Source organism: Collinsella sp. AM40-7AC (assembly GCF_003468125.1).
In the GTDB taxonomy this organism is placed as follows: Bacteria; Actinomycetota; Coriobacteriia; order Coriobacteriales; family Coriobacteriaceae; genus Collinsella; species Collinsella aerofaciens_O.
Genome location: NZ_QSGK01000007.1, coordinates 79,835 through 92,376 on the forward strand (window position 1 = coordinate 79,835; position 12,542 = coordinate 92,376).

The window sequence follows — 12,542 nt, forward strand, 5'->3', positions numbered from 1 at the left end:
ACGCAGCAATGGTGTTGCATACGGCCCGCTACCAGCAGGTTTATAAAACCCCTGAGGTCCCTGTCTCCACAATTGACCTAGAAAAGGCGCTCAGTCTGCAGAAAGTTTCCGCAAAAGCTCACGCGGTGCAGTGGACAAAGTCCATGTTTGCGAATGGCCTCGATATGCTCGGGGCTTGCATAGCCCTTCGACTCGGCCAGATGGTACTCGGGATACTCGGCGTCGTACTCGACCATCATCTCGTCACGCGTGACCTTGGCCATGATGGACGCCGCGGCGATGCAGGCGATTTTGGCATCGCCCTTCACCACATCGCGCTCGTTAGGAACGGCGCCCAAGGGGTTGCCATCCATGAGGACGCAGTCGGGTTCAAGTCCCGTATCGGCCACGGCGCCCGCAACGGCAGTACGGATAGCACGGGCCATGCCCATCTCATCGATATCCTTCGGCGCGATATGGCAAAAGCCGATGGCAGTCGCCACCTCGGCTATCTTCACCGAGAGCAACTCGCGGCGCGCGGGCGTGAGCTTTTTGGAATCGTTGATACCCCAGACGCGCGGCTCCATAGGAAGACAGACGGCGCATACCGTCAAAGGGCCGGCCACCGATCCGCGACCTACCTCGTCGACACCAACGACCACCCCATCGCCGCCAAGCTCATGCATAAGTTCGTACATGTCATTGACGCGCTCGCGCTCGGCAAGTTCCTTGGCATGGCGCTTAAGAGCACGCTCGCAAGCCTTGATCACCTGCTGGCGCGGGTCCTCGCGATAATGCTCCACGAGGGCGGGGATCTCCTCAAACGTAGCGCTCGCCAACTCACCGGCAACCTGCGATGCCGAAACCGAGCTCGTCATATTGGCCATACCAGGCCCTCCTTGCATGCAAATCAGATAAAAAGAAGGGCCACCCGAAGGTGACCCTTGTGTCCAAACGAGTGGACAGACGCTGCGATCTTCTTAGCGCTTCTCGGGGATGCGAGCAGCCTTGCCCACCTTGTCGCGGAGGTAGTACAGCTTGGCGCGACGGACGCGACCATGACGAACGACCTCGAGCTTGGCGATCTTGGGGCTGTGAAGCGGGAAGGTACGCTCAACACCGACACCGAAGGACATCTTGCGGACGGTGAAGGTCTCGCGGGCACCGGCGCCGGCCATGCGGATGACGTCGCCCTGGAAGACCTGAATGCGCTCGCGGTCGCCTTCCTTAATGCGGTAGTGAACCTTGACGTTGTCGGCGACGCGAACCTGAGGAATGTCCTCGCGGATCTGCTGACGCTCGATTGCGCGGATGTAATCCATGTGCAATTCCTTACTCTTCTAGAGGTGCCGTACCACCTTGGCCGGCACGTAGTTGAACAAACGTATTCGAGTATACACGCGCGGGTTTCTGCTGCAAGAACAATTTTTTACGCAGACAAAAAGACAAAACCCGCACATGATAACCGCCCGTCTCACGAATGAGACGGGCGGCATGAAGGGAGACTACGCTAGGCGTCTAAACGCTAAACGCTAGGCGGAACGCTTGGCCTCGAGCTTGGCCTGAGCGGCAGCCAGGCGCGCGAGGGGCACACGATAGGGCGAGCAGGAAACGTAGTCCACGTCGGCCACGTTAAACAGGCCCTTGATGGACTTGGGGTCGCCGCCGTGCTCGCCGCACACGCCAAAGTGCATGTCGGGATTGGTGGCGCGGCCCTTCTCGACGGCCAAGCGCACGAGCTCCAGCACTGCCGCATCGATGGTCTCGAAGGGGTTGTCTTTCAGGATCTTTTTATGCATGTACAGCGGGATGAACTTGGCCTCGGCGTCATCGCGCGAGAAGCCAAAGGTCGTCTGGGTGAGGTCGTTGGTGCCAAAGCAGAAGAAGTCGGCATGATGGGCGATCTCGTCAGCGACCATGCAGGCACGCGGCAGCTCGAGCATCGTGCCCACGGGAATATTGAGCTCGACGCCTTCCTCGGCGGAAACCTCGGCGATCACGCGCTCGATAACCTCGCGGGTCTGGACATGCTCGGCCGTGATGGAAACGAGCGGAACCATGATCTCGGGGCGCGGGTCGACACCCTCCTTGATAAGGCGGGCAGCGGCCGTGGCGACGGCGCGAACCTGCATGAGCGGCAGATCGCCAAAGACGACGGACAGGCGCACGCCGCGCAAGCCCAGCATGGGGTTGGACTCGACCATGCCGTCAATGCGACGCAGGCGGGCGCGCAGGGCAGTGAGCTCCTCCTCGGGAGCGCCGGCGGCCTCCTTCTTGGTGATGGCGACCTCGAGCTCGCGAGGATTATCCAGGAACTCATGAAGCGGCGGATCGAGCAGGCGGACGACCACATCGCGACCGGACATGGTCTTGAACATCGCCAGGAAGTCCTCGGTCTGAACCTTGAGCAAGTCGGCCAGGGCCTGCTGCTTCACGGCCTCATCGTCAGACAGGATAAAGCTCTGGATGATGTTCTTGCGATCGCCCAGGAACATGTGCTCGGTGCGGCACAGACCGATGGCCTCGGCGCCAAACTCGAGCGCGAGCTCGGCATCCTCGGGGTTGTCGGCGTTGACGCGCACGTGGTTGGCGTGACCGTCGGTCTCGTCCAAACGGATCTCATCGGCCCAAGACAGGATGGTGTCCAGGTCGCCGGTGAGCTCTGCAGAGACCAGGTCGACCGCGCCGTCGACGACGATACCCTGGGTGCCGTCGATGGAGATGACATCGCCCTCGCGCAGCACGCGGTCGCTGCCCTCGATGCGCACGACCTTCTCTGCCGCGTCAATGTGGAAGCGCTCAACGCCGCAAACGCAGGGCGTACCCATGCCGCGGGCGATAACGGCGGCATGGCTCGTCTTGCCACCGTGGCTGGTCAGGATGCCCTCGGCGGCGACCATGCCCTTCAGGTCGTCGGGGTTGGTCTCCCAGCGGACCAGAATGACCTTGTGGCCCTCGTTGGCGCGCGCGACGGCGTCATCACTCGAGAACACGACCTCGCCCACGGCGGCACCGGGGCTGGCGTTAAGGCCGCTGGCCAGGGCCTCGTACTTCTTGGAGGAGTCGAACTGCGGGTGCAGGAGCTGATCGAGCTGCGCGGGATCGATGCGGCTCACGGCCTCCTCGCGGGTGATCAGGCCCTCCTCGACCATCTCGATAGCGATGCGCAGCGCGGCGGTAGCGGTGCGCTTGCCCACGCGGGTCTGAAGCATCCAAAGTTTACCCTGCTCGATGGTGAATTCGATATCGCACATATCGCGGTAATGATCCTCGAGCGTCAGGAACACGCGCTCGAGCTCCTCACCAGCGGACTCGAGGCCCGGGGTGGTCTTGAGGTCGGCGATGGGCTCAGTGTTGCGGATGCCGGCGACGACGTCCTCGCCCTGGGCATTCACCAAAAAGTCGCCATAGAACTCCTTGGTGCCGTCGGCCGGGTTGCGCGTAAAGGCGACGCCGGTCGCAGAGGTCTCGCCCTTGTTGCCAAAGGCCATGGCCTGGACGTTGACGGCGGTACCGAGCTCGTCAGAGATGCCGTGCTGTTTGCGGTAAATGCAGGCACGCTCGTTCATCCAGCTGCCAAAGACGGCCTGGATGGCAAGGCGCAACTGGAGCTCCGGATCATGCGGGAAGACGGGCTTGCCGTCGGCAACCTCAAGCTCGGGATACAGGGTCGCCTCGACGTTCTCGGAGAAGATGCCCTTAAAGGTCTCGACGAGCTCCTGCAGGTCCTCGGCCGAAAGCTCGGAATCGACACGAACGCCGGCGACCAGGCGGGCCTGGGTCAGAGCGTTCTCGAATAGGTCGGCGTCGACGCCCATGACGACGTTGGAGAACATCTGGATAAAGCGACGGTAGCTGTCCCAGGCAAAGCGCGGGTTCTGCGTCTGCGCAATAAGGCCCTGGACGGAATCGTCGTTGAGGCCCAGGTTGAGGACCGTGTCCATCATGCCGGGCATGGAGAACGGAGCGCCCGAGCGAACCGACACGAGCAGCGGATCGGAGGCATCGCCGAGTTTCTTGCCGCAACGGGCCTCGAGGTCCGCCTCGGCGGCAACGATCTCATCGAGTGCGCCTTCGGGCCAGACGTTGCCGGCACCGGAGTACTCGACACAGGTCTGGCAGGTAATGGTAAAGCCACCGGGAACCGGCAGACCGATGCGGCTCATCTCGGCAAGGTTTGCGCCTTTGCCGCCAAGCACGAAGTTCATGGATTTGTCGCCCTCAGTGACACAGGTGCCCTGGGCGTCGGTTCCAAAACGGTAAACCCTCTTGCAATCGCTCACGATACTTCCCCTTCCATGCGCTTACGCGCACGACCGTGGTAACGAATCGACCCGCCGGATGCGGGCCGTGAGGGAACTATACGGCGGGTTTTGGACAGGCTTGAGCAGAGGGTGCGCGGTTTGGTAAACGTGCTAAAACCGGCGGTAAACGGTAGGTAAAGGTGGTTACCTTATGAAGATACCACTACAAGGAAAATGCAGGTCGGATGCGATGTTTTTGCTAAATCGCTTTACCATTTATCAGCATTAATTCCAAGTATTCTCTTTGGTTAGCTAAAAGAGCCCCGTCCCAAATTAGCTACCCAAACAACCTTGTCCCAAGTGAGCTACTTTTGTTGAGCGCGGCGGGCGGCACGGCGGGCTCTGGCTTCCTGGATCTCCTCGAGGTGGGCAATGATCTCGGCAGCGCTTTCCTCGATGGCTTTGCCGTCGGTGCGCACCACAAAGCAGCCCAGGCGCTTCATGAGGGCACGGGCATCCTCAAGCTCGCTGCGCACGCACTCAGGCTCGGCATAGGAGCCTGCGACGGCGCGGGCGTAGTCGTCGCCCAAGCGGCTATCGCGAATCTCGGAAATCACATCGACGGTCGAAATCAAGCCGAACAGGCGCATCGGGTCAACCTCGTAAATCGACTTGGGCGGCTCCATGCCATGCGCCAACGGAACATTGGCGACCTTGTAGCCCTGATAGGCTAAATACATCGACAGCGGCGTCTTGGATGTACGCGACACACCCAGCAGCACGATATCGGCACCCGACAGATCGTCGCAACCGCGCCCGTCATCGTGCTCAACGAAATACTCCATGGCCTCGATACGATGGAAATACCGATCGTCGGTCTTGTGAATCACGCCCGCAACGCCTTTGGGCGGCACACCGATGAGCGACGACAATACGGCGAGCGTCGGACCGATCAGGTCGACCGAGCGAATGTGCAGCATGCCCAAATAATCGAGCACGCGGGCGCGAAGCGCCGGATCGACGATGGTGTGGAACACGGCGATATCGCGATGGTCGGCATCGACGCGCGGCCCCACAAATGACTTGACCTGCTCCACGGAGGTCACCTTAGGCAGGCGCAAAACGCGAAAAGCCCCTACATCAAATTGCCCGGACGCCGCAAGCACCACCTCACAAGCGGTATCGCCGAGCGAGTCGGAGATAACGATAACGGTGGGACGAGCGGTGACCGGGCAATCCATGCGGGGCTCCTTTTGCGCTTATGCGCAGGCTGGCTTACTTTTTGCGGGCAAGCTCACCGATGTTGGCAATGCCGGAGAAAACGGCCTCGAAGCGGTTGAGCAGCTTAAGGCGATTATCGCGAAGCTGCTCGTCTTTGTCCATGACCATGACCTCATCGAAGAAACGGTCGATGGGCGCGCGCAGGGCGGCGAGGGCGGCAAATGCGGCCGGGTAGTCCTCGACAGCAAGGGCGGCATCGACAGCGGTCTGAGCGGCCTCGGAGGCGTCGGCGAGCGCGAGCTCGACCTCGCCCATCAGGCTGCGGTCATACTCCGCACCAAGCTCAGGCTTGGAGATATGCGCGGCGCGGGCATAGGCGGTCGCCAGGTTGTCGAACGTCTCAGCGTCGTTCTTGCGGGCCTCGTCGAGGGCGGCGCAGCGGGCGAAGAAGACGGACGGGGCGATAATGTGCACCGCGGAGACGGCGGCAACGGTATCGGCCGGGATCTTTTCGTCGCGGGCCATGCTCACCAGGCGGCCATGGAAGAAGTCACGAACCTGCTGGGCGACCTCGGCGGCGTCGAACTCAATGCCCTGCTCGCTATAGAGCTCGAGCGCAAAGTCGATGAGCGACGTGGGATCGATCGGCAGACGGTCGCGCAGGATGTTGATGATACCGATAGCGGCACGACGCAGCGCGTAGGGATCGGAGGAGCCAGTCGGGGGCTCGCCGATGGCAAAGATACCGGCGATGGTATCAAGCTTGTCGGCGCAGGCCACGATGCAGCCAGCGGTGCCCTCGGGCAGCTCGTCACCGGCAAAACGGGGACGATAGTGATCGCGAATGGCGTGGGCGACCTCGTCGTTCTCCCCCATCGCGGTGGCGTAGTAACCGCCCATCACGCCCTGCTGACTCGTGAATTCGACGACGGCGTTGGATACCAGGTCGGCCTTGCACAGGTGCGCGGCACGAGCAGCGTCGGCGGCAAGATGGGCGCCCAAATGAGCCTCGCGGGCAATAGCGAGCGCGAGCTGCTCAATACGCTCGGACTTGGCGAGCACGCTGCCGAGCTTCTCCTGGAAGGCAACCTTGGACAGACGCTCACGGAACTCGTCGAGGGAGATCTTCAGGTCCTCCTCGTAGAAGAACTTAGCGTCGTCCAGACGGGCGCGCACGACGCGCTCGTTACCGTCGATCACGCGCTCGGCATTCTCGGGCTTGCTGTTGGAGACGACCACGAACTCACGCGTCAGCTTGCCCTCGCCGTCATAGATCGGGAAGTAGCGCTGGTTGGTGAGCATGGACTCGCAGATGATCTCGTGCGGGACCTTGAGGAACTCCTCATCGAAGGTACCGACGAGCACCGTCGGCCACTCGCAGAGGTTGATAACCTCCTCAAAGACCTTCTTGGGCGTATCGACATGGCAGCCGGGACGGGCAGCCTCGACCTCGGCGATACCGGCTAGAATCGCCTCGCGACGGCGCTCGGCAGAAAGCACGCCGGCGTCCTCGAGCACCTGCTCGTAGGCGGCGGGGCTAGCGACAACGTGGTCACCGGGGCCAAGCACGCGATGGCCGCGCGTAGTGTTGCCGCTCGTCACGTCGGCAAACGACACGGGCACAACATCCTCGCCCAGAAGGCAGCAGATCCAGCGGACCGGGCGCACGAAGGTGGCGTGCTCGTGGCCCCAGCGCTGACTACGGTAGTTGGGCCACTGCAGGCCGGCGATGGTCTTCTCGCACAGGGCCGTCAGGATCGGAGTAGCCGGAGCGGAAGGAATGTTCTTCTCGGCAAAGACGTACTCACGGCCGTCGGTGTCCTCGCGACGGACCAGATCCTCGGCAGCCACACCGCACTTGCGGGCGAAGCCCTGGGCGGCCTTGGTGGCGTTACCGTCAGCGTCGAAGGCGATGTTGGCCGCAGGGCCACGCTTGACCTCGTGAACCTCATCGGTCGCAGTGGCGACGTTGGCCACGAGCGCAGCCAGACGACGCGGACTCGAGATCACGCGGACCTCGCCATGGGCCAGACCGGCCTCGTCGAGGCCCTTGGCGATCATGGTGCCAAGCTGCTTGACAGCATTGTTCAGCGGTGCGGAGGGCATTTCCTCCGTACCGATCTCAAACAGGAAATCCTTAGCGTCTGCCATGGCTTACGCCACCTCGCCTTCCTGGTCGGCATTCTCGTTGACTCCGGCGACCTCGGCCATATAGGCCTCGCAGCACGCCTTGGCGACGGCGCGGACGCGCAGGATGTAGTTGGCACGCTCGACCGCGGACAGGGCGCCGCGGGCATCGAGCAGGTTGAAAGCGTGGCTGCACTTCATGACACAGTCATACGCTGGCAGCGGCAGCTTGCGCTCCAGGCAGGAATGGCACTCGGCCTCGTAGTCGTCAAACTTCTGACGCATCATCTCGACGTTGGCGACCTCAAAGTTATAAGCACTGAACTCGCGCTCGTTCTCGAGGAACACGTCGCCATAGGTCATGGGCGTACCGTCGGGCAGGTAGCTCCACACCAGGTCGTAAACGGAGTTGACGCCCTGGGCATACATGGCGATACGCTCCAGGCCATAGGTGATCTCGACGGGCACGGGGTCGACCTCGATGCCGCCCACCTGCTGGAAGTACGTAAACTGCGTGACCTCCATGCCGTTGAGCCAAACCTCCCAGCCAAGGCCCCAGGCGCCCAGGGTTGGGCTCTCCCAGTCATCCTCGACAAAGCGGACGTCATGGTCGTTGGGGTCCAGGCCAATGGCGGCCAGCGAACCCAGGTAGAGCTCCTGGGCGTTGACCGGCGAGGGCTTGATGAGCACCTGGAACTGATAGTAGTGCTGCAGGCGGTTAGGGTTCTCGCCGTAGCGGCCGTCGGCGGGACGGCGGCAGGGCTGCGCATAGCAGGTGCGCCACTCGGCGGGACCGAGCGAGCGCAGCGTGGTCGCGGTATGGAAGGTACCGGCACCGACCTCGGAGTCATAGGGCTGCATAATGACGCAGCCCTGCTCGCCCCAGTACTGCTGGAGGCGCAGGATGATGTCTTGGAAGGAAAGCGATGAAGCGTTCATGCCTCTAATATCCCCTCGTCGAAACGATTACACGGTTAGGTACTGTACTATAGCGGTTTTTAGTCGATAGCGCCGATGCGGTTGAGCGGCCAGTAGCGCACAAGCGCCACAGCGATCAAATCAGAGCGATCGACGGGACCAAAGTAGCGCGAGTCGGCAGAGTTTTCGCGGTTGTCGCCCATCACCCACAAGCACCCGTCGGGAACGGTGTAGGGATAACTCACCTGGGCGCCAGGCGCTTGGACCGAAAGCGGCCAGCTCATGCCGGTCGTATAGTCCTCATCGAGCGCCTGGCCGTCAACGACCACGCGACCGTCCTGCAAATCGACCGTCTGGCCGGCCGTGGCGATAACGCGCTTGACAAGAACATCGTGCTCGGAGGTGCCATCGGGGTTGTGAAACACCACGATATCGCCCTGCTTGACGGGCTGGCCGAGCTCAAGGCTCACCTTTTGCGCCAAGATCTGGTCGCCAATCTCGATCGTGGACTCCATGGAGCCGGTGGGCACCACAAAGGGCTCGACCACAAAGGTGCGGATCAGGAAGGTGGCCACGAGCGCGATTGCGATGACCGCGATCCACTCAAAGGCGCCCCTCAACGCGGAATGCTGCGATGGAACCATTCTCACTCCTCGCTCTGCGAATACGAAGCGTCCAGAATCTCCTGCGCGTATGCGCGCTCCTGGGGCGTAAGCCGCGCCGTCTCGATCAGATCGGGACGCCAACGACAAGTGCGCTCGATGGCATTCTTGCGGCGCCAGGCATCGACCTTAGCGTGATCTCCGCTCACGAGCACCGGAGGCACACCCTGGCCATTGAACTCAGCGGGGCGGGTGTACTGCGCATACTCGAGCAGGCCTCCGTCCTCGGCGGTCGAGAACGACTCGTCGACGTTGCTCATCTCGTCGCCCAGGGCGCCGGGAATCAGGCGTACGACGGCATCGGCAACGACCATAGCGGGAAGCTCGCCGCCCGTGAGCACGTAATCGCCGATCGACAGGCGCTCGTCGGCATACGCATAGGCACGCTCGTCGACACCTTCGTAACGGCTGCACACAAACAGCAGGCGCTCGCTTTTGAGCAGGCGCTCGGCCACATGCTGCGTAAAAGGCTCGCCGCACGGGGTGAAGAACACCACCGTCGGCTTGGGGCCCTCCGCGCTAATGGCCTCGATGGCCTCGGCGATAGGCTCGACCTTCATGAGCATGCCCTGCCCGCCGCCGTACGGCTCGTCATCGACGGTACGATGGCGGTCGTGCGTCCAGTCGCGCAGGTTATACGCCTTAAAATCAAAAAGGCCGGCCTTGCGGGCGCGGCCCAAAATCGATGTGGACATGACGGGCTCAAACATCTCGGGAAAGACCGAAAGGGTCTCAATCAGCATGTTGTCCTCCCTACTTGTCCATATCGATCAAGCCATCCATCACGTGGACGGAAATTGTTCCTGCATCGGGAAGATCGAGCACGACCCGCTCGATCACGGGAATCAGTACCTCGCCGTACCGATCGCCTTCGACAACCCAAACATCGTTGGCAGGCGTCGACATGATCTCGACAATCGTGCCGAGCGAACCGAAGCGCTCGTCGACCACCTCGCGACCCATCAGGTCGGTATAGGCGGCGTCGAGCGAATCGAGCTCAAAGTCGTCACGATTTGCCAGCACATAGCATCCCGTGATGCCCTCGGCGGCCGTCAAGTCGTCAATGCCCTCAAACGAGACCAGATCGCCATCGCCCGTATCGGTGACGGACACGACCGTGCAAAAGCGGTCGCGCTTGAGCGCCGGCGGCGTCAGGGCGACGCGCATACCCGGCTCTAATACAGAAGGAAGCCCCCGCAGCGGCTGCGCGAGGACCTCCCCCTTCCTTCCGTGCGGCTTGACCACACGGGCGATGTTTTTGTACTGGGACCTCAAGGTCCTAGCCCAGAACCTCTACCTCGACAGCAGTGTCGAGGCGAGCGGCCAGTGCACGGGCGAGCGTGCGAATGGCCTTGATGGTACGGCCACGACGGCCGATGACCTTAGCGACGTCATCCTCGGCGACAGAAACCTCAATCGTAGAGGCGTCATCACCATCAATGACCTCAAGGCTCACGGAATCCGGGTCGTCGACGATCTGAACAACGAGATATTCGACGAGATCGGCGATGCGATCTGAGAGCATTGCCTCACCCTCGAGCTGTGCAGCGTCAACCTCAGGCACGATTTACTCCTCGGCGCCCTCAGCGGCCTCAGCGGCAGCCTTAGCGGCCTCGGCCTCTTTGGCGAGCTGCTTCTTGGACTTCTTGACGACGGTCTCGGTCTTCTCGCCCTCGTTGGCGGCCTTGACCAGAGCGGCGACGGCGTCGGTGAGCTGAGCGCCCTTGGACTGCCAGTCGGCGATCTTCTCGAGGTCGAGGTTGATGGTCTTGGGGGCGGTCATCGGGTTGTAGCGGCCAACCTCCTCGATGATACGACCGTCACGCGGGGCGCGGGAATCGGCGACGACGACACGGTAGTACGGACGCTTCTTAGCGCCGTGACGAGCAAGGCGAATCTTGACTGCCAAAGGAAACTCCTCCAACCAAGCAGCTTTAGGCTGCAACTACAAACAAACAGTTGAACATAATACGCCATCGACGCGGGCAGGTGAAGTCCGTGAGACCAACTTCTTCGGTGTAGTCGAGGGCAAATCCATATCTTAGACAAGAATTCGGGATTTGCAAGCACATACACGCACCCCACATGAGCTGCGCGGTATACTCATGACATGGAAAGACGCGAACATACATACGGTTATGAGGATGCCATGAGCGTCACGCCGCCTCCCTGGACGGGTCCGGCGGTGGGCCTCATGGACCTCGATGCGTTTTTTGCGAGCGTGGAGATGCTCGATCATCCCGAATGGCGCGGAAAGCCACTCATCGTGGGCGGAGACGCCGATTCGCGTGGCGTCGTGTCCACGTGTTCGTATGAGGCGCGCCGCTTTGGCGTGCACTCTGCCATGGCCTCGGCCGAGGCGCGGCGCTTGTGCCCGCAAGCCATTTGGACGCACGGGCACTTTGATCGCTACCGCGAGGTGAGCGCGCAGGTCATGGCGATTCTTGCCGAGGAGACGCCGCGCGTTGAGCGCGTATCCATCGACGAAGCCTTTATCGATATCACACCGGGTCGCTTTGCGCCCGAGGACCCACTGCTGGTTGCACGGCGTATAAGCGACCGTGTGGCAGCGCTGGGAGTGACGTGCTCCATTGGCGTGGGCTGCAACAAGACGGTCGCAAAGATCGCAAGCGAGCGGGATAAGCCGTTTGGGCTGACCATCGTGCGCCCCGGAACCGAGCAGCGCTTTTTGGCCGCGCTGCCGGTATCTGCCATGAGCGGCATCGGGCGCTCGGCCGAGGAGCGACTGCGCCGTATGCGCATCTACACGCTCGGCGAGCTGTCACGCGCGCCGGAATCCACCTTGGCCTCTATTTTTGGCGTCAACGGCGAACGTATGCGTCAGCGTGCGCTGGGACTTGAAATCTCCGAAGTCACGAGTCTCGATGAAGAGCGCGAGGTCAAGTCGGTCAGCAATGAACGCACCTTTGCTAAAGATTTGACTGAGCGTGGGGATATTGAGGCGGCGATTGCGCTGCTGGGCGAGTCAGTGGGACGCCGCCTGCGCCGTCAGGGACTAACGGGCGCCACGGTGACGCTCAAGCTCAAGTATTCGTATGGAAACGGTCGCTCGGCACAGCGCCGGCTGCCTCATCCGACCGACGATGAGAACATCTTCGTGGCGGTTGCACTCGAACTGCTCGACAACATCTGGCAGGAAGGAATGCACGTGCGCTTAGCAGGCATCGGCATGAGCGACTTCGACCACCAAGGCGGCATCCAAACCGACCTGTTCTGCGAGATCGATGACCGCGGAGCCCAATCCAGCGACCGCCGCGACCTCTCCGTCGCCATCGATGCCGTCCGAGACAAGTTCGGCGACACCGCGCTATCCTTCGGCCGCCAATCCCGCTTCAACGATTAACCGCCTTTGGTCAAAAAGAAAGCTGGG

Annotated in this window: 12 protein-coding genes; 1 reads left to right on the forward strand and 11 read right to left on the reverse strand. The window is 61.8% G+C overall.

Annotated elements, in window-relative coordinates; translation table 11 throughout:
* Positions 1 to 77: 77 nt before the first annotated feature.
* The 11 genes from DW892_RS07280 to rpsP form a co-directional block, all read right to left on the reverse strand.
* Positions 78 to 866, reverse strand: a complete 789-nt coding sequence (locus DW892_RS07280; protein ID WP_055250018.1) for a ribonuclease HII — start codon at positions 864 to 866, stop codon at positions 78 to 80.
* 93 nt (positions 867 to 959) lie between these two features.
* Positions 960 to 1,301 carry a 50S ribosomal protein L19 gene (rplS, locus tag DW892_RS07285; protein ID WP_006236098.1) on the reverse strand — a complete coding sequence of 114 codons (342 nt, stop codon included), beginning with the start codon at positions 1,299 to 1,301 and terminating at the stop codon, positions 960 to 962.
* Between the two features lie 210 nt (positions 1,302 to 1,511).
* Positions 1,512 to 4,262, reverse strand: a complete 2,751-nt coding sequence (gene ppdK / locus DW892_RS07290) for a pyruvate, phosphate dikinase (RefSeq protein WP_117766663.1) — start codon at positions 4,260 to 4,262, stop codon at positions 1,512 to 1,514.
* 326 nt (positions 4,263 to 4,588) lie between these two features.
* Complete coding sequence (locus DW892_RS07295; RefSeq protein ID WP_117766665.1) at positions 4,589 to 5,464, reverse strand: pyruvate, water dikinase regulatory protein; 876 nt, start codon at positions 5,462 to 5,464, stop codon at positions 4,589 to 4,591.
* Positions 5,465 to 5,498: 34 nt separating this feature from the next.
* Positions 5,499 to 7,595, reverse strand: a complete 2,097-nt coding sequence (gene glyS, locus DW892_RS07300; protein ID WP_117639935.1) for a glycine--tRNA ligase subunit beta — start codon at positions 7,593 to 7,595, stop codon at positions 5,499 to 5,501.
* A 3-nt stretch (positions 7,596 to 7,598) separates the two neighbouring features.
* Complete coding sequence (locus DW892_RS07305; RefSeq protein ID WP_117639937.1) at positions 7,599 to 8,510, reverse strand: glycine--tRNA ligase subunit alpha; 912 nt, start codon at positions 8,508 to 8,510, stop codon at positions 7,599 to 7,601.
* Between the two features lie 59 nt (positions 8,511 to 8,569).
* Positions 8,570 to 9,133 (reverse strand): signal peptidase I, encoded by a 564-nt coding sequence (gene lepB / locus DW892_RS07310; protein WP_117766667.1) that lies wholly within the window; start codon positions 9,131 to 9,133, stop codon positions 8,570 to 8,572.
* Between the two features lie 2 nt (positions 9,134 to 9,135).
* Positions 9,136 to 9,894 (reverse strand): tRNA (guanosine(37)-N1)-methyltransferase TrmD, encoded by a 759-nt coding sequence (gene trmD / locus DW892_RS07315; RefSeq protein WP_117639941.1) that lies wholly within the window; start codon positions 9,892 to 9,894, stop codon positions 9,136 to 9,138.
* A 10-nt stretch (positions 9,895 to 9,904) separates the two neighbouring features.
* A complete protein-coding gene (rimM, locus tag DW892_RS07320) occupies positions 9,905 to 10,396 on the reverse strand; it encodes a ribosome maturation factor RimM (protein ID WP_233506183.1) in 492 nt (163 codons plus the stop codon).
* A gap of 34 nt (positions 10,397 to 10,430) precedes the next feature.
* Entirely contained in the window at positions 10,431 to 10,676 is a 246-nt protein-coding gene (locus tag DW892_RS07325) for a KH domain-containing protein (RefSeq protein ID WP_171021534.1), read from the reverse strand.
* 42 nt (positions 10,677 to 10,718) lie between these two features.
* Positions 10,719 to 11,060: a 30S ribosomal protein S16 gene (gene rpsP / locus DW892_RS07330; protein WP_022094749.1), complete on the reverse strand. Its 342-nt coding sequence runs from the start codon at positions 11,058 to 11,060 to the stop codon at positions 10,719 to 10,721.
* A 201-nt stretch (positions 11,061 to 11,261) separates the two neighbouring features.
* Here rpsP and dinB point away from each other — a divergent pair, with 201 nt between their 5' ends.
* The gene (dinB, locus tag DW892_RS07335) at positions 11,262 to 12,515 is read left to right on the forward strand and encodes a DNA polymerase IV (RefSeq protein WP_187365005.1); all 1,254 of its coding nucleotides are present in this window, start codon (positions 11,262 to 11,264) and stop codon (positions 12,513 to 12,515) included.
* The last annotated feature ends 27 nt before the right edge of the window (positions 12,516 to 12,542 follow it).

Coding starts and splice junctions, on each gene's coding strand:
- DW892_RS07325 (WP_171021534.1), bottom strand. CDS start 10,676: ATGCTCTCAGATCGCATCGCCGATCTCGTCGAATATCTCGTTGTTCAG.
- glyS (WP_117639935.1), bottom strand. CDS start 7,595: ATGGCAGACGCTAAGGATTTCCTGTTTGAGATCGGTACGGAGGAAATG.
- dinB (WP_187365005.1), top strand. CDS start 11,262: ATGGAAAGACGCGAACATACATACGGTTATGAGGATGCCATGAGCGTC.
- rplS (WP_006236098.1), bottom strand. CDS start 1,301: ATGGATTACATCCGCGCAATCGAGCGTCAGCAGATCCGCGAGGACATT.
- DW892_RS07295 (WP_117766665.1), bottom strand. CDS start 5,464: ATGGATTGCCCGGTCACCGCTCGTCCCACCGTTATCGTTATCTCCGAC.
- DW892_RS07280 (WP_055250018.1), bottom strand. CDS start 866: ATGGCCAATATGACGAGCTCGGTTTCGGCATCGCAGGTTGCCGGTGAG.
- lepB (WP_117766667.1), bottom strand. CDS start 9,133: ATGGTTCCATCGCAGCATTCCGCGTTGAGGGGCGCCTTTGAGTGGATC.
- trmD (WP_117639941.1), bottom strand. CDS start 9,894: ATGCTGATTGAGACCCTTTCGGTCTTTCCCGAGATGTTTGAGCCCGTC.
- DW892_RS07305 (WP_117639937.1), bottom strand. CDS start 8,510: ATGAACGCTTCATCGCTTTCCTTCCAAGACATCATCCTGCGCCTCCAG.